This is a genomic window from Bradyrhizobium sp. IC3195 (assembly GCF_020193585.1).
In the GTDB taxonomy this organism is placed as follows: domain Bacteria; phylum Pseudomonadota; class Alphaproteobacteria; order Rhizobiales; family Xanthobacteraceae; genus Bradyrhizobium; species Bradyrhizobium yuanmingense.
On record NZ_JADYVG010000010.1, the window covers coordinates 194,909 to 212,356 of the forward strand.

Annotated in this window: 11 protein-coding genes; 5 read left to right on the plus strand and 6 right to left on the minus strand. The window is 57.0% G+C overall.

Annotated elements, in window-relative coordinates; all coding sequences use genetic code 11:
- Positions 1-1,464 precede the first annotated feature (1,464 nt).
- Positions 1,465-2,613: a DUF4268 domain-containing protein gene (locus I6F09_RS37735; RefSeq protein ID WP_225188917.1), complete on the minus strand. Its 1,149-nt coding sequence runs from the start codon at positions 2,611-2,613 to the stop codon at positions 1,465-1,467.
- Positions 2,614-3,044: 431 nt separating this feature from the next.
- Here I6F09_RS37735 and I6F09_RS20830 point away from each other — a divergent pair, with 431 nt between their 5' ends.
- From I6F09_RS20830 to I6F09_RS20845, 4 genes are all read left to right on the plus strand, one after another.
- A complete protein-coding gene (locus tag I6F09_RS20830; RefSeq protein WP_225188918.1) occupies positions 3,045-3,266 on the plus strand; it encodes a hypothetical protein in 222 nt (73 codons plus the stop codon).
- A gap of 91 nt (positions 3,267-3,357) precedes the next feature.
- The gene (locus tag I6F09_RS20835; RefSeq protein ID WP_225188919.1) at positions 3,358-3,942 is read left to right on the plus strand and encodes a DUF4145 domain-containing protein; all 585 of its coding nucleotides are present in this window, start codon (positions 3,358-3,360) and stop codon (positions 3,940-3,942) included.
- A gap of 65 nt (positions 3,943-4,007) precedes the next feature.
- On the plus strand, positions 4,008-4,340 hold the full coding sequence (locus I6F09_RS20840) for a KTSC domain-containing protein (protein WP_225188920.1): 333 nt from the start codon (positions 4,008-4,010) through the stop codon (positions 4,338-4,340).
- 414 nt (positions 4,341-4,754) lie between these two features.
- A complete protein-coding gene (locus I6F09_RS20845; protein ID WP_225188921.1) occupies positions 4,755-5,243 on the plus strand; it encodes a hypothetical protein in 489 nt (162 codons plus the stop codon).
- A gap of 92 nt (positions 5,244-5,335) precedes the next feature.
- Here the strand turns inward: I6F09_RS20845 and I6F09_RS20850 are convergent, their stop codons facing one another.
- The 4 genes from I6F09_RS20850 to I6F09_RS20865 all read right to left on the minus strand — a co-directional run bounded on the left by I6F09_RS20850 (position 5,336) and on the right by I6F09_RS20865 (position 15,593).
- A complete protein-coding gene (locus tag I6F09_RS20850; RefSeq protein ID WP_225188922.1) occupies positions 5,336-8,620 on the minus strand; it encodes a DUF499 domain-containing protein in 3,285 nt (1,094 codons plus the stop codon).
- A gap of 13 nt (positions 8,621-8,633) precedes the next feature.
- Positions 8,634-11,516, minus strand: a complete 2,883-nt coding sequence (locus I6F09_RS20855) for a DUF1156 domain-containing protein (RefSeq protein ID WP_225188923.1) — start codon at positions 11,514-11,516, stop codon at positions 8,634-8,636.
- Between the two features lie 93 nt (positions 11,517-11,609).
- Positions 11,610-15,125 carry a helicase-related protein gene (locus I6F09_RS20860; RefSeq protein ID WP_225188924.1) on the minus strand — a complete coding sequence of 1,172 codons (3,516 nt, stop codon included), beginning with the start codon at positions 15,123-15,125 and terminating at the stop codon, positions 11,610-11,612.
- A gap of 288 nt (positions 15,126-15,413) precedes the next feature.
- Positions 15,414-15,593: a helix-turn-helix transcriptional regulator gene (locus tag I6F09_RS20865; RefSeq protein ID WP_225188925.1), complete on the minus strand. Its 180-nt coding sequence runs from the start codon at positions 15,591-15,593 to the stop codon at positions 15,414-15,416.
- A gap of 562 nt (positions 15,594-16,155) precedes the next feature.
- Here I6F09_RS20865 and I6F09_RS20870 point away from each other — a divergent pair.
- On the plus strand, positions 16,156-16,611 hold the full coding sequence (locus tag I6F09_RS20870) for a hypothetical protein (RefSeq protein ID WP_225188926.1): 456 nt from the start codon (positions 16,156-16,158) through the stop codon (positions 16,609-16,611).
- Between the two features lie 501 nt (positions 16,612-17,112).
- On the opposite strand, the gene I6F09_RS20875 is transcribed toward I6F09_RS20870, so the two are convergent.
- Positions 17,113-17,382 carry a helix-turn-helix domain-containing protein gene (locus I6F09_RS20875; protein WP_225188927.1) on the minus strand — a complete coding sequence of 90 codons (270 nt, stop codon included), beginning with the start codon at positions 17,380-17,382 and terminating at the stop codon, positions 17,113-17,115.
- Between the last annotated feature and the right edge of the window lie 66 nt (positions 17,383-17,448).

The window sequence follows — 17,448 nt, forward strand, 5'->3', positions numbered from 1 at the left end:
TTTTCTCGGGCGATGTTTACGATGCAACCTATTATAGAAATTTCTTTTGGAGCTACTCATTGGCAAGCAGCATTGAATCGATCGTTTCGGCCTATGTGCGTCTCAAAAACCGGCAAGCTCTAGAGAAAATGCGAGACCTTCGGCACCAGTTGATTGAACAGCTACAGTCCACATCAGACATTGATCCGACGGACTCTCGGGATGCTTTACTTGAGGACCTCCGAGTCATTGAGAATGGACTAGAGCAACTCCGGTTCACACAGTAGCGAGAAACCCTCCAGTGTCTTAATTTGATTTTGGAGGTGAACTCAGCGCACGCCTCCTCGTTGGCACGTCGTGCAACAGAAGAGGATACTTCCCATGAAAGCCCATGAAGCCCATGATCGTCGTGGCGGCATTGAGAGAAGACGCCGCATCGGCGTGAACGATCGGCCGTCCGCGGCAGCAAGTGGCACGCACGATTTGCTTGGCGTGCAACAACGAGCGCAGCGGCGTTGCGCCGGATATGCTGGTTCACGAGAATCAAAGACATCATGCCAAAGCAAGATGCGCCGATTCGTAGCTCCTCACCGTAGCTCCCCGGAAGACTTCAAGCTCGCTTTCGAAAGATTGGCGAATAACCAATGGCTTGGCTGTAGTAGTTTGGAGGAGTGGATATCCTCGACGCGGCGAGAACCTGGGACTAGCAGCTCGCCCTCTTCCGCGAGAGGCGGCGGCTTTAGGACGAGAAAAGGGGTATTCTGTCGACCCGACAGAGATTGCCGACAGAGATTGTTGGACTTTTTAGCCCGCGCCAAACGCAATCTACAGTTCAGACCACGGTACTTTCTGAGCTCGCTCGACCACAGTTTTCGGCTGTCTGGACCATGCTCCGGCCTCTAGGTGCCGGCGAATTGCCAAGCGCCGGAAGAATGCCCTATCTGGATGGCTTTCGAGCCCAAGCCTAAGAAGGACGAGCACGATCACCCTGCTCACCTACGTGAAGAGGCCGTGATGTCGTGCAGCATCGAGTCCGGGATGTGTGCCAAATCTTGGTTGGCCGGCGTGAGTGTTCGATGAGAGCCAGGCTAAGCTCAACCGTTACCTGATAAGCCCCAACCGGCCGGTGTTGGTCCAGCTCGAAGAAATGATATCGACACATGACCAACTGGAGCAGTGCCGACATCTCTGGGCCAGGCTACAAGGCCATAGATCTCCGGGTGGCGAGCTTCTGCCCGGCCTTACTACCCCGCCCCGCGTCAGATCTTGCGCCTATCAATCGCCGCTTAGGCGGGGGCTTTTCTCTTAGACCATTGTTTAACCCGCATCCGCGTAGCGGCGACCATAGGTACCGACCTGCCACTGAGCATCTGCTAGTCCGGTCTGAAAGGATGGCAAGCAGCTCTGAGCTTTGACTGCTCCAAGTGGGACGGAAGTCAGAGTAGGGCTGCCGATCTGAATGTTATTGTTGTTCGATCACCGGGGCTACTCCCTGCCCTCCTCTTCTGCTGCCGATCTAGCCCGAAGTCTAGCTTGAATTCTTGCCAAAGGTTCTTTGAGCGCGCTCTCGAACCGCACCATCGCATCGACCATAAATGTCATAAGCGATTCGCGCTGGGTGTCATCAAATGGGTCACCCAGCATTTCCGCCTTGATCCTAGAGGCACGCTTATCGTCGAGCCTTTCCCAACTTAGGGGTCCTTTAAAAGTTGCTTCAATCGCCGAGCGCTGAGACTGCAGCTCGTCAAAAATCTCTTTGTTTTCCTGTTTTTCGCCGCGATCAATGTAAAGTTCAACGCGACCGTAGGACCGAGTAGCGACGAATTTGAACGGGACACCGCGCACGCCGCTGCCAGCTCCCAAATCCGGAGTAGTGCCGGGCGAGATGTTTGCAAAACGGGGAATTTTCGGTCCTGCGGCTTCAAGCAACTCAACCCAGAATTTTCGCCTCTCTCTGTTGCGGGTCTTTTCTTCGGCAGCCGCCTCAACTTCATCGAGGGATTTTGCCGCGAGACCGATCATGTATGCCTCGGCATCCTTTGTGGGGATGATCTGGTCTACGTCCAGAAAAATCTCGTCGCCGGACCGCCACGGTGTGACACGAAAGCACTGGATGCGCATCCTAAAATTTAGGAGCCAAAGAATTGTTGACGTGACCTCTTTGCGAAAATTCGCGGCAATCAGAATAATGCGTTGAGTCAACCCTTTGTTGAGTGAAATTTCCTCATAATCCTCTGCATCCAAGAACTCTATTAGCGCGGTCTTCGCGTCCTGGCCGGAACTCCTACGATCTAGGTATTCCTGGAAGATGCTCCTTATGTTCTCTTTCGAAAGGCCCGAGCAATAGGAGGCGTACTTGAGCGCCTGCCACGTAACGTCGCGCCCCGTATCATCCAACTTGTTCTCGATTAGAACGAGCGCACCTTGCTTATCGATTGCAAGGAGGTCCAACCGCTCATTGGTATCAGAAAATCCCGAAAATTCCTTTTGAATGATCAGCAGCTCCTCGCCGAGGCACGACGGCACCTTTGCAATCCATTCTTGGAGGTGCTGTCGTTCTCGAAAGCCGAGGTCCGCGAATGTCTGCGACTTGAGTGGTTCGATCGAGTTTTCTGTCTTGTTAATCCGGAACACTGCGCTTGCCCGCCCTCTAAAAATCTTTCTCCAATATACAAGGTAGGCTCTATGAAGGAAGTTAACAGAATGGCTTACATGAAGCATGCGACTGAACTCCGCTGGATGGCCTTGGCAATCGGTTCTCTGAGCGCACGGCGGCGGGTCGCGTGCTGCGCTTTGAGCTTGAAGCGCTAAGGGGCGCGATAGTCGCCAGAGCCGCCCGAGAGTCGCAGACGAGTACGAGGCCACTTTTCGAGAGCGGTTTGAGTTTGGCCGCTTCAGCGGGACATCGAGGCCGCATTGGTATATCAACGAAGTGCATGACGAGCCCGGCAAATCGGGCCGCGCCGGACCGCCGGAGAAATTTCTAAAGCTCGTTATCGAGCGGCACTTGAAGGTCGAGGCCGCATCACGGCACACTCTTCGGCTCGTACGACCGGGAGGGCGTTATGACCGACTTCTACATCTATGAAAACTGGACCCGAAAGCGTGGGGCCATCCACTACGCCGACTGCTCCTACTGCAATTCTGGAAAAGGCTTCCAGATCGAGGACAGTGGCAGGAATGGCAAGTGGCACGGCCCCTATAGTCTTGAAGAAGCTTTTTGTCGGGCCGCTACGATGCTCAACATCGAGCCCTGCAAAAGTTGCAAGCCGTTGCCTCCCGCCTAAGGTGTGCTAGCCTTCAAAGCTCGACTACGTTTCCCCATCCCCAGCGCGGCGATAAGCCCCTCGCACCGAGGGGCTTTTTATGAGATCATAAATGGACAAACTTCAATTCACGGCAGACGTAATAAAGTCCATTGTCTCACTTGCATGGCCAGCAGCCTTCGTAGCTGCGGTTTGGCTGTTTCGTGAAAAATTGACCGAACTGATGCCTCTTCTACGGTTGAGGTACAAGGAACTCGACGTTTCGTTTCGATTAGACCAAGCCGAAAAAGACGCTTCTCAATTGCCAGGAGTTTCTGAGTCACCTAATCAACCGACCCCGGAAGAGAAATCTCGTTTTGAGAAGCTTGTTCAGGTCTCACCACGAGCTGCGATATTGGAAATGCGTAGTGATCTCGAAGAAGCGCTGACTGCAGCTTATCGAATGTCAGATCCCAAGAACGCCTATAAAGGCGCAAGCATGCAGGTCATGATCAGGACTCTTCGTCAGAATAATAATATAGACGAGAAAACGGCCGGAGTTCTTGATGATTTGCGAGCTATCGGAAATCGAGCCGCTCATCCTACGTCAGCCGACGTATTCACCATACAGGACGCCGAGCGATTTAGAGACCTAGTTCGCCGCGTCAGTGTCCAATTTAACTCTGAGCTTAGCTCAGGATCAATCCTGCCTGGCTGATAGCTGCAAAGTCGTCTGCACCTATTCGCACGCGCTAACGTTAACCAGTTCGATAAGGTATTCACATGAAGCGTCTAGTCTTCCTGTTACTCTTTCTCGCCACCGCAGCCCACGCCGAGACCGTAGAAGTGAAATACCGCGGCCCAGTCGATCTCAAACCCTTCTCCTGCCACGCAACGAAGAGCAGCTTCGTCAATCGGGTCTGCTACGACGCAGCAAACCAGTACATGGTTATCCTGCTGAAGGATACGTACTACCATTACTGCGAGATACCGAAGACGACGGTGGATGCGCTGCTCTCAGCTGATTCCCATGGGCGCTACTACAACGCCAATATCAAGGGCTCCGGAAAGGACGGTCCCTATGACTGCAGGACACACAAAGTACCGAGCTACTGATCAATGGACAAAGGATCTTTAGGGTTTGAATCGTGTGGGCCGTGTACGATGGCCTTTCTGGAAAACGTCGAGCGAAGCGTAAGACTTAGCAAGGGCTACAACGTGTCGTATAGTTCGCTCTCATCTCGGCACGCACCGATACGTAGGTTGCAACCGTAGCTTTCTAGGTGACGCCGCGGCGCTGGTCAGAATTAGTCAAGGCTTCAATGCGATCGTGCGCGCGGTGTGGAGGAGCGGTGATCCTCGGCCCTTCTGCTCGGCCAACATCGCAACTGACGCATTGGGTTCTTAACGAGAAGTTCAAAATCGTTGCCAATTTAAGTCCCGCAAGCAAGAATACGGCACTTTGTACCCAGATCGTTACGGCGACGCCTCGACTGGCTCGAAATGTCCTTCCTGCGGATTACCCTCGAGATGACTCAACTGGAATATGTGCCCCAGCGGCCAGGTTGTAAGGATTGCGAGATCGCAAGCTTGGCAACCGTTACGGGCGCAGCTTATGAAGAGATCGCCGGCGTTTTGGGCATTGCAATTGATCCCACGACCAAACTGCCGGACCTTTCAAAATATCCCGCTGGCATCGACCTCCTCGATGTCGTTTATCCGCTGTTCCGGTTGGGGTGGTCGGCAGCGGTTGTCGTAACTCAAGAAGGCTTCCGCAAAGCTGAGATCGGCAGATTTGGTCCATCAAGTCAGCAACTCAAGGCCGATCTCGCAGGGAGGCGGGCCACCATCGGATATGTCGACACCGACCCAGCCGTCGGAAATCATTCCCTAGCTTGGGATGGAAGCATTGCTATCGACTGCTCCACCGGCGAACGCCATTCACTCGATAACGTCGAAATCCATAACGCAGTCATACTCACCAGACTAGAATCACCCATCCGGATGAGCGCATCGTGAAAAGGTTGAGCCGTTACCGAGAAGAGCGGTACCCTACTGAGCTACGACTGCCCCAAAAGTGTTAATTGTGGATAAAAATAAAAGTTTCTCACCTACTCCCCCTCGAAGCCAAAATCCGTAATTCGCAAGGCGATGGCATTGTCGCGCACGACGCTCTCGATGTCCTCGGGGAAGCCATCGGCGGCCTCCGCATCGATATCGAGCGTCAGCGTCATACGGGTCCCGCGGACCCGATCCAGCTCGCTTAGGATGGATTGGGCAACGTTGCTGACCTGGGGCGTGGGACGATTGGGATCGAGTATGACCTTGGCGTAGAAGCGCCGGGGGCGTCCCGCGCCCGCCGTCTGCGGCTGAGAAACGGTAAACTGGCCAGGACCGCTTGTGCCGGCGTCGCTGGTAGCCGGAGCCGTCAGCGGCCTTTGCTTGGCCAGTTGCGCGTCCGCCACCTCACGGCGGATTAGCACTGCGTCCGAGTTCAGATCGATGCTAACCAGTTGCGCGAGTTTCAGGGCGACATACTCTCCCTTGGCCTCGTCGAACCGATCCGCGACTGCGTATTTGGCGTCTGAACGTACCAATGCCTCGCTGATAGCCTTTGCTAGCACCTGTGGCTCGCGCAGCTTTGAGAGATAGGGAAACTGCGCAAACCAGTCGCGCAATTGGCGGATTGCGACGTGCGGCTGGTCGGGCTGCCACACCTTACCTAGGTCGTTATCCAATACGCCGAGACGCGAGACGATTAGGCCATCGTCTTCACATTTCTTCCACGCCAGCTGAGCTAACGGCGCCGGGTCACTGCCGCGATTAGTCAATGCAACCGGTTCAAGATCAAAACCACGGGCGACGTAAACGCTCCCTGCTTGAGGCTCCTGCGGCAGCAACAGGTGCTTCCATCCGCGGCGCACCGCGTTGAGCGCCGCGGTCTCTTGCTCGCCGAGCTTCTTTTTCGCGTCATCCTCCTGGGCAGGCGGCAGCTGCAGAATGCCGCGCGCATCCCGCACAATAGAACCCCAAGCGAGCTTCTTGCGGACCACATTCTGGATATCGTCGAGAGCAGCTTGATCTGCTGCCAGGAACGCCAACCGGTTTCGATTGCGACGCTGGCCGGGACCTTTGTGTTCAATAATGTCAGCCGCGAGGGTCATTGCAGGGGTATCTTGGTCACGTCCCCGATGCCAGGCGGATGGAGAAAGGAGCACGAGCGCGGCCTCGTAGGTATCGTCTATGCTCAAGGGATCGTCGGGAGCACCATGAACACGCAAGAAGCCAGTTCCTTTGTACCGCTCCTCTGACCGGATCAAGGAAACTATTTCGGCCTCGACGTCGGAGCCAGATAGTCCCTTGGCACGGTCTTCGGCCTCCTGATTGAGAGAGGCAATTGGAGAGAACCAATAGTTTTCGCCCGCGCTATAAAGGTAGGCTGCGTTCTCACCAAGTCGACGAAGGGCTTCTGAGAACTGAGAGGGCTGCTCGCCAGGAATAGCGCAGGCTAGCCGGAGGCGTGCAACTTCCATTCCCTTGTTCGTCGATCCATGCGGCGCTGTCCCCACAAACAATGCGGTTGCCGCCCTGGTTACGGCCTTGCTCTTGCCCATCGCTGGAGATCGCGCCTCGATCTGCGCCGGCTTCGAGAGATCACCAGCAACTTCCTTGGAGATCACCGCATCGTATCCCGTTGGAAGCGGGACTAGCGCGTTGACGCGCACCTTGTCGTCTATCAGCGGCACATCGCCCGGCAGGATCATAGGTGCTGCGTGGCTATCGCGCCAAAGTCGATAGACGATCTGCGCCATCATCTTGAGAACGCCGCGGGTCCTTTGAAACCTCTCGAGCCCACCCCAATCAGCTTGCAACATTGTAAACAGTTCTGGGTGCACAGGGTACGCTGCGGTTAGCTGCGCCTCGTAGGCACGCTCGCGCACACCACTCGGAAATTCGCCCGCATTGTTTTTGTAGTAGCTTGTGAACGCCTTGACGGCTTGCTCGCGGGCCTTCTCGCCCTCAGGGTCCAGCTCCTGAAACAGCCGGCGACGAATGATCTCAAACGTTTCGGTGCCCTGCGCCGGGGCCCAAGCTGATTGCACACGGCCGAAGACCTTTTCGAGAGCCAACAGAGCTTCGCGACCGCGTTGATTGCCTACCTCGGCACCGCTCTCCGGCAGCGAGCCGACCACCAGTACGCCGGGGACAGCACTTGCGGCCTCAGTGAGCGACTGCAAGAAAGAAACAAACCCGTCGTAAGGAATACCTTCAAGGTTTCGGGCGTAAGCCACAACTTCGTCGAGGAGAACGAGGCACGGTGCGGCTTGTCTCATGATGGCAATCATTGCCTCGGAGCCGGGATTAGTTCTCGCCTCATCTGAAGACTTTATCGTCTCGTAGGCTTTCCAGCCGCCGAGCTTTACCGCGATCAAACCCCAAAGACTTTTGATCGTGCGTGCACCATCCACGATGAATGGCTGATTGGCGCCAGCAGCCGTGCCGACAAACACCACTGGTTTCGAGCGCACCGGCAAGGTCGCCACCGCTGCATCCTTGAAGATGTCAGCGAGACCCGGCAGCGTCTCGGGATTCTTAGCGCTCGCAAGATGGTAGAGCGCCAGCATAGTGTGCGTTTTGCCACCACCAAATGAGGTCTGCAGCCCTATAACGGGATCGCCGCCTTTGCCGGCTAACCGTTCGATCGCGCTCTGAAGTACCTTTCGCAATCCGCCAGTGATGTACGTAATGCGGTAAAACTCGCGAGGATCGCGATAAGTCTCGGCTCCTTCGCCGCGGCTCACAGTCGATAAGTCAGCAGCAAACTCAGCTTCCTGGAACCGCGCAGCCATCACGTCGGCATGAGGCGGCGCCACATCGCGCCACGGCTTCCAGGTGTATTTGCTATCGCCGAGATCGAGCGCCTGTTGTTGCGGGACTGCGACCGTCTTGGCTACGACCTCAGTCGTGACGCCCATAGCCTCGGCCATCGCCTTGGTTTGATCCTCGAGCAATGCCTTGATGCCCGCGGCAGATTTAGGTTCGATAGCCTCGACGACAGCCTGGATCGACCGGAGGTACGATATCGCGTCGGTGTCTGAGATCGTACCACTGGCATGCGCCATATCGTTGCGCGCCGCGAGAGCAAGCGAGACGTGGTTGCGCACAATGGGTTTGAGTCCATCGCGGAATGCGTGTTGCCAATTGTCAACCATAGTTTTCAAAAGCGCGTAAGCGTCGAGCGGCTTCGATGTGTCAGTACCAGCCGCCACCGACAAGTTCTGCTGCCAGTTGCCCCGGTACGCATCCCGCATTCGCCTCTCGACGTAGGGCTGAAGCGCCTTGGTCAGCAGGAGGAGTGCCTGATTGATGCGTTGGTTTGCGGCAAAGCCACTCATCGTTCCCCCTAGGTCAATTCGAGAAGAGATCGCGTCGGTGACCCGTCTGAGCCAGCACTGACGCGCGCTTCTCAATTACATCCCATTCCTGGTGAAGTTGGTTGTAGAAGCGCCCCTCCGAAGCCCACTGCTTTTGTTCGCAGATGTCATAAAGGCGGCGAGCGAGTGCATGGGCCGGCTCGGCCAGCGTGCCTAAACGATTGTAGAGAGCTGCGGCGGCGTCGACGCCGCCATCCTCGGCTGAAAGCCGCTTAATGAGATATTGGCAAGCCTCCCAAACCGTGCTCCGGTGACCGGTGCTCGGGTCCCAGTCATCAGGCAACTCGTCGCGACGCAGCAGGCGAGCATCACCACCTTTGGCCTCAAAGAAACCGGCACCCCTGACCCTATCGAGAGACACATTAACGGCGTTGGTCATCGTGATGGCGTCGCCCGAGCGCCCTCTCTCGAAACCCTTAGCCGCGAACCAATCGAGCGCGAAGCGTGTCTCGCTATCGTAATCGGCGTCACCAGTTGAAGCGACTTCTTCTCGCACCTGGTTTATGAGCTTTAGGGCGTCCTTTACCAGCATAGGTGTGCCATCGGTGTTAAGGACCTGTGCATACCGCGTGAAAATGCCGATACCCGGTCCGATAGCAGCCTGCTGTATATCGGTTGGTCCGACGCCCGCGCGACGAATTTCGGCGAGCGCATCTGGCATCTCGCGGCGTAGAGCGCGCAGGAAGTCGGCGCGCGTGATAGTCGAAGCTGCGGTATCGCGGCAACGACAGACCAAGACGATGGACGAAGCTAGGGCGTTAGTTCCGCTCGCTATCATCCGATTTGACAGCTCGGAACGAACGGGCCACGTCCCATCAACCGCGAGGCCACTCTCAGTCATCGCCTGCAGAAAGCTTGCCCAACCCGCGGATGTAACGCCCTCCGAAGATAGCTCCGACTGCTTGAACGCATAATAGATCGTAGCTGGCGCGTTCGCTGAAGCTTTGGCTATCCCCTGGAACGCCTTCTTCATGCCGTCAAGAAAGAACGCCTCTGCCCCCTCCTTACCGCCGTGACGGTATGGTGTCGCAACTAACTCGCTGCCCTTCGGTGTCAGGACGCGCCGGAATAGATCGGGATGAATACTTTGGAGAGATCGGCGCATCCAAACATAAAAAAAGTCAGAAAGGTCGGCATATCCTATGTTGTCGTAATAAGGAGGATCGGTCGAAAAAACTGTCGGCGTGCGGAAATTGTTATCCTGAGCTGCGGCGTTTTGAATAGCGCCTTCTGAGATAGCTGGCAGACCATCGATTACAAGCGCGACCCACTCGATCGACGGGCTGAGCGTTCCGGACGACTTAACGAAAGGATTTCCCTCGCCAAAATCCCAGGTCATTGGGATCGATTGCCGAGCGAACGTGTTTCGTAGCTGAAGTTTCGATGGGCTCGAATCCCAAGTCGCGATTGACGAAAAGCGATCGACGACTCGATCGACGGCAAACGCTAGATACGTCGCCACCGCATCTGCGTACGCCGTGGGACCGACCCCACCCTCAGCGAGGCGACGCGTGTCATTCGTGTTAGCGCCGGACCAGTGTGCCCCCGCGTCCGCCAATATTCTGGTGCGCGTCTCGGTAACAAGATCAGACAGCGTACCCAATGTCACAAGTTGGCGGGGGGTGAAGAGCTTCGCGAAGGTATCGAGACCATAGGAAACAGTCCAGAAATTGCGCGGATCATTTGGCAATGGTTGATCAACCTCAGGGAGATCGGACGGCTTCGCCGATGCCGCCACTGCCTCATGCTCGGCGCTAGGAGGGAGGTAGATGCGGTTGCGGTCACCCTCAGCTACTATCGCCATAAGCGCCACACCCATGCGGCCTGCCATCGCCTCGGCTTTTACATGTGCATCGTCGATGGTCGCCCCTGTCAGCAAGCAAGTAAAATTTGCTCCTCGAGCTGCCTTGGTGCCTGTCTTGGCAGCCTTTAGCGCATCCGCGCTAGGGCTGTGTTCGATCTCGAAGGTCCAAGTCAACCCAGCGCGGTCGACCACGGGCTTGAGAATTGCCTCCTTTCCTGGTCTCGCTGAAAGAACGAATGACGATGCGAGGGGCACATAAGCGCCTTTCGCGCGGGGATCAGGACTCGGCACAGTACGCGCCCAGAGCCATGCGATTACAGACGCATCCCTTCGACCATCGGGTAGTTTCGCCTTCGGGTAAAGGTGGCCGATTCTCCTCTCGGCCTCTGCACGCATCCATTCTCCGTAGTAGCGCACGTCGTCCGCTAAGCCTTGCACTCCCTTCCATTGATGCAGCTCGTTGATCCGAGGGTTAATCGGCCTTCGTCCGGCAAATTTTGGCGGAAACTCGATGAGTGCCTTGCCTATTAAGACGGCGACGGGGTTCAAATCAGAACCCATGGCCCTGAGACCAAGCCGTTGCGCTTCGAGCGGGATCGATCCACCACCCGAGAACGGGTCATAGATCGGCGGTGCGTTAGTTTGCAGATAGTCAATGATCTCCTGCGGCTTCATTTGCGCGATGGGGAGCAATGTTTCGCCGCGTGCACGTGCCACAGATCGAGCGATCTCATAGCGTGCCTCGGTCAGAATCGTCTCGTTGGCGCATGCCTCCCACGGAGCCAGACGTTCGATTAGGGTGTGAAGTCGATGTCGCTCGGCGCTTTGCTCTTCGATAGTCATAAACTCTTCGGTGCACGCGCCCGGGTCATCAACTAGTTGCGCGAACAGGATCGCCCGGCATGCTGCCAGCGGCCGACGCGCCCACCAAAGGTGCAGCGTTGAGGGATGGCCGTGTCGAATCGATTTTTCTCGGGCACTCTCCCGGTTGATCGCGTCCAGTGGGATCGAGACTTCAATCAACTTTCTTCGGGACTTTGCGGATGCTGACATTAATTCAGTTCCTCACGGACTCCCTCAACCAGCAAACGTGCGCGTACATTCGTAGCGGTGATCGTTTGCCAAATCGTGGGCGTGCTCTAGCACTCAACATGGCGCGGTCCCGCGCCTCGTGAGCTTGTCGAGGTGAAAAATCGTGGCACAGACATCTTGAGCGGGCGCGCTGTCGAATGGCTTGCGCACATAAATTGGTTGAGCCGCGAACCCGCCTGCGGAAATGGGGACTATCGCCAGAACGAAATGCTCCTCGGCATTTAGGGCCACGATCATCTCGTTAGTCGTAACAGTAATGGTGTCGCCGCCCTCTATGCGGCCCTTGACCTCGATGAAATGCAGATGCCCGCTCTTAGGATCGCGGCTCTCAACGTCGAAGCCCACTTTGGCGGCTGACACATCGCGCGGTTCGCGCCCGAGGGCGCGCTCCGCCGCAAACACAGCCTGCATCGCCAGCCGCTCTACCTCGGCCCTCGCAATCGCATCCTTAGCAAAGCCCGTGGGCGGCAGACCAGTCGTGGATCTCAGGAGGCCAATCGGTATTACTAAGGCCGCGCCCTTTACCAGCGGTGGCAGCGCTTGGATATCGCGCTCCTCGACGAGCTGGCGCAGACGCTGGTCCAACCGCCCTGTGAGCGTTTGTGCGTACGCGCGTGCGTTGCCGGAGTTGAGCCGCCCGCCCTTTCCGGCCTGCTCCTTCAAGGCCAATTCCTCCGCCCGGCCATCCCAGTAGTTGATCTCGCGCTTGAGCCGCGCCCTGACCTCGCCCTCGACTCGATCGACCTCTGCCAGCCTGCGATCACGCGTCTCGTTGAGATGCTGCGGCACGAGATTGGCGATTGCGAAGTGCATGGCCATCTTCTCGACGTCGCCCTTCAACCAATCGGCTTCGAGCAGCTTGCTTGCGGTATCGGTTTCATCAGGCTGGAGGGAACGGAAGTCCAAGTAGGGTGCGGGACCAGCATCCAGGGCGTTGCCTTGCTCATCGAGCACAACGAACTGCATGTTGCGCGAAACCACGCTCGGTTGGCCATTTCGACCCGGTCGCCCATCGCGGATAGTGTGTTCCAATGTGACGAGCACGCGAGCACCGGTGGGGTATTCGTCGGCCTCATCCACCAAGACGGCACCACGCTTTAAGACGTCGCCTGCCTCCTCAAGTGTGACGGCGATCGTCACGTCGAGTAGCCCTTGGCCGGGGGTAATGATGGCGGCTTGCGGCTTGTGAGTGTCGCGATATGCCTTATCAAAACAGACGCGCTCATAACGCTCAGCAATAGGGACAACGCCACCAGCGAAGCGATCCCGGTCCCGGAGTCGCCCTGGCACGCGAGTTATCTCATAACGCCCGGCCTCGCGCCGCCTTATCTGCCCGCCGAGCCGCACGAACGCCTTCTCGAAGAACGCGCGAATGTAGTGTGGTTGAAGCCGCCGGGCCCCGGCACGCTCCATCTTTTCCCTGATTTCGGTGACCGTGCGCGGGTCAAGTCCTTCCGAGGTGAGCTTCCGCTCTCGAATCAGCGCCTGAATCTTCTCCTTATCAACGACTCCATCCACGGCCGTAAATAGCCGCTGCTTGTGCTTGGGGTCGTCACCGTAGAGTACCGCCTCCATGAGCAGTTCGCGAAGCGGTTTGCCCTCGAAGAGTTCGCCGAGCACATCGTAAACGCTGTCCCGACCTCCCAACGCCTCACGCGCGCGTTCGAGCTTTTCAAGCAGCCGGGCGTAAACCTCACCTTCCCTTGTGTCGGCAGATACGAGGTTCCAGAGATGACAGACTTCCGTCTGACCGATTCGGTGGATGCGGCCGAACCGTTGCTCCAGGCGGTTCGGGTTCCAGGGCAGATCGTAGTTGACCATGAGGTGAGCGCCGCGCTGCAGATTGACGCCCTCGCCGGCGGCGTCATTTGCAACAAGGACACGCACCTCTGGATCATCATTGAAGGCGGCAATATTTGCCTTGCGCACGTCACGTGGCACGCCGCCATGGATGACGACCACCGCCTCGGATTTGCCGATACGTTGCCTGATCTTGTCAGCTAAATATTCAAGCGTGTCGCGCGGCTCTGTGAAGATTAGCAGTTTACGACGCTGGCCGGTCGCCTCATCCACCATAGGAGGCTTATCGAGGATTTCGCCGAGCTGGCGCCACTTGGCATCCTCGCCCGACTTCCGCAGCTGATTAGCGAGCTTTTCTAGGTTTCGGAGGATAATTAGTTCAGCTTCAAGTTCCGGAATTGTCTGGGCCGCAGTTGCACGGTCCGCGATCTGCTGCTCCGCATCCTCTAGCTCGGCAGCACCAAGCTCGTCGAGATCCCCATCTTCTTCATCGTCAAAGAGGGTTGAAAGTTGCTCCTGCTTCTGTAGCCGGCCACCCCTTGCGACAATTTGCTCCTCCGCCAATCGAGCTTCGAGCCGTTCGCGACGGCGGAGGAGTGAGCGATAGATCGCCGCGGGAGAAGACGCGAGCCGGCGCTGCAGAATCTGCAACGCGAAGCCAACGTTGTTCTTTCGCTTGTCGTCGCCGAGATTGTTGAGGTTGCGCATCTCATTGCGCACGTACTGCGTGACCGCGGCATAGAGCTGGGCTTCGAGGTCAGAGAGCTTGTACTGGATGGTGGACGCCCTGCGCTCTGGGAACAGCGGCGAACCATCAAATTTTCGCAGTTCTTCCTTGGTCAGGCGCCTCATGAGGTCGGACACATCAACCTTGCGAGCGCCCTCGCGCGGTCGGCCCTCGAAGCGATCGGCGTCGAGAAGGCCCATAAAAAGCTGAAAGTCCGCATCACTGCCATTGTGAGGCGTCGCGGACATCAAAAGGAAGTGGCGAGTGCGCCCCCCGACCAACTGCCCTAATTTGTAGCGCTTGGTGTACTTCACCTCGTTGCCGAACAGGCTCGCCGCCATGCGGTGCGCTTCGTCGCAGATGACGAGGTCCCAATCGGGCGCGGCCTGAAGCTTCGCCTGCAACGTCTCCGAGCGTGAAGCCATGTCCAGCCGCATGATGAGGCGATTGCGCTCGACGAACGGGTTCCCGGTAACCGAGGTCTCGATCTGCTCACGGGAGACAATGTCGAAGGTGAGATCGAATTTTTCCTTCAGCTCGTCCTGCCACTGCTCCACCAAGCTCCCGGGTGCGATGATCAAACAGCGCTCCAGGTCGCCTCGAATGATAAGCTCCTTAATGAGGAGGCCGGCCATAATGGTCTTGCCGGCGCCAGGGTCATCGGCCAGCAGAAACCGCAGCGGCTGACGAGGCAGCATTTCGCCGTATACGGCCGTGATCTGGTGGGGTAGCGGCTCGATTCGCGAGCTGTGTACGGCAAGGTAAGGATCGAAAAGATGGGCGAGCCGGATTCGCTGCGCTTCGGATGCAATCCGGAACGTCTCTCCGTCGCCATCGAAGCTGAAAGCCCGAGACGCCTGGACTAGTTCAAGGCGGGGCTCCGAGTCCCGAAAGAGCACTACCTCAGCGGGCCCCTCGGAACTCCGGTAGACGACATTAAGGGCATCGGATCCGATCCACTCGGTGCGCACGATCTCGACAGGCGAAGCGCCCGCCAGGCCGCGCACCTTTGCCCCTGCAATGACTTTATCGAGAGAGAGCATGCAAATCGGCTATCACATGTCTTCGGAGGAAAACACGCTACATACCGCCTAAACTAGAGAGATATCTGACGAACGTATTGCAATCTTTGCGTCTAGGGGCCAGTTTCATAGACGCGCTGCCTCACACCCTCATCATGATTGGGTGCCTGCGGAGTTGGATTCGTAGCTTGCCAGCGTGGATACCAAGTAAGCCCATTTCTCTGCAAGGGAAAACTTCCGATTTTTCAATGGCATGCCTTGGGCGGTTCGGAGGAGCCCCGTTCCGCCAAGCCGCATTATGAAATTACGTCAATCATCCTTGAAGAGGAGATAAGGCTCGATCTTTAGACCGCGGGCTATGCGAGCGATGTTGTCTATTGAGACGTTCCGCTCAGATCGTTCAACGCCACTAAGGTAAGTCCGATTGATACCGCACTCATAGGCCAAAGCTTCTTGGCTGAGCCCTCGCTTTGCGCGAAGGCGACGCATGTTCTTCGCCAAGACATCCCGAAGTGGGCCTTTGTGGGTTCGTTTCACCCTTGCAATTTCCGCGGAACATCGCTTTTAAGGCGACTGCTTTTAAGTTACATTCGTGCTGCGGAGAGTTAATTCATGCGCTTTGAAAGATTGGCCTGGTCGGTCGCGGTCGTGCTTTGTGCCGCTTCTTCAGTGGATGCCCAAGGCGTCGACTTTGACCCCCGAGCAGCTACCTCAAATTTAGCGAGATCGGTGACGGAGGATTACCATCGGCAACGAGCTCGCCAAATCCGCAGAGAGAAAGAGGAACGTGCACTGGATTTTTCGCCATTCGCAGTGCCGGCTGATTCCGAAAAAGCTACCTTAGAAACGGGAGTTATGTGCACCACAATTGGTTTGGGCGACGGCGATAGCGTTACGACGTGCCGGTAGGGAGATGTGTTGTTACTACCGATCTCGGAAATTGCCGTGAGTACGCGCGAGCTGCGAACATGAGCAACCGCTCTCGATCAGTGAGGCCGCCCGCCAGTAGATTAACAATATCCAATACGCGGGAACTGGGAGCAATCTGGCGATGCGATTCAAGCCCGAACAACATCTAGAAATGGCCAGGCGCCTTCAGGCGCGGTGCGAAACTCAGCTCGACCCAAAGAAGGCCGAGAAGCAGGCGCGTATGGCGAACGTATTCCGGCGGCTGGCGGAGAGAGCCGCCAAGCAATCAGTCGCTGCTATCCCTACTACTCAGGATGCCTCGATACAGCCGGCTGACAAAGTAGCCGCGCATCCGAATGAGGGAGGCCGCTTGTCTGATCGCAGGGGGAGCCGCGACTATTTCGCTGAATACAACTTGGCCGTTGAAGCATACGAGCGCGAGCTCAATCGTGCGTTCGGTTTCGCCTTTCTACCCGAATTAGATCAGCAAGGGGCAGAGGCGCCGCCAGGATCCGAGCTAAGGCGTACCTATGATGCGATGGTTGAGGCAAGGAGAGCGCGCGACGAGCGGCACCCGCCAGGAACATGGATGGGGTGAAGTACTCAGCGATTGGCTGCTAGGGCAAGGTTGGCATCATTGCCCGCGGGGCGTCTCATCGGCGACCGGCGGGGTGACTCACGGCTAAGTCTTTCTCAACATTGGGTTTCCGCCCGGGCGACGCCTGAGACGCCTGACTCATCCGAACGTGCGCGGTGACTCACGGTGTCTCATCAGCCCAATTGGGTGCAAAACGCCCTCCCCGTGCGGGCTTAGGCCCATCATTGCCTTGTCGCGACCGCAAGCGCGAATGTTTTTCCATGCTTCTACCATTCACGGAGGTGAGACAGCAGGTAGCCCGTAAGTGTCTCACTCCGTCCCAACGCGGTGCCTGGTCTGACTGACAGGCCGTGATGCAAATCGACTTGGTTGGTTCTCAGGTCCATCATCGCTTTAGTTGGGGGCGACTTCAGGCGCGAGGGGGCTGCCCGTGCCTTGAAGAGCAGCAGCAGTGAGATACCCTGCCCCGCCGCCCGAAAAAATCCCATTCCCCGATTGTCTTCACCCATTTGCCGCCTGTTTAGAGCTTTGGCACAGGCGGGGCTTGCCGCTCTGTCGTCGCGCCTCCTCCGCGGCAAGCCGGCGCTCCAGATAGCTGGCGATGCTGCGCCAAGTGATTTTGCGCGAAGAGCCTTCGAGGTAGCTTTCCAGTTCGCCGGAACTCAGGAGCTCGTAAAGCTTGGCACGTCCCACCTTAAGCGCAGCCATAGTCTCGTTCACAGTGGCAACGAGGGACGGAAGTTTACGCAAGCTGTCGAACGATTTCTGCATTGTTCTGACTATAATTATCTAGTTGTTTGGATGATGTCTGAAGGTGAGACCGGAGCGACGGACGTA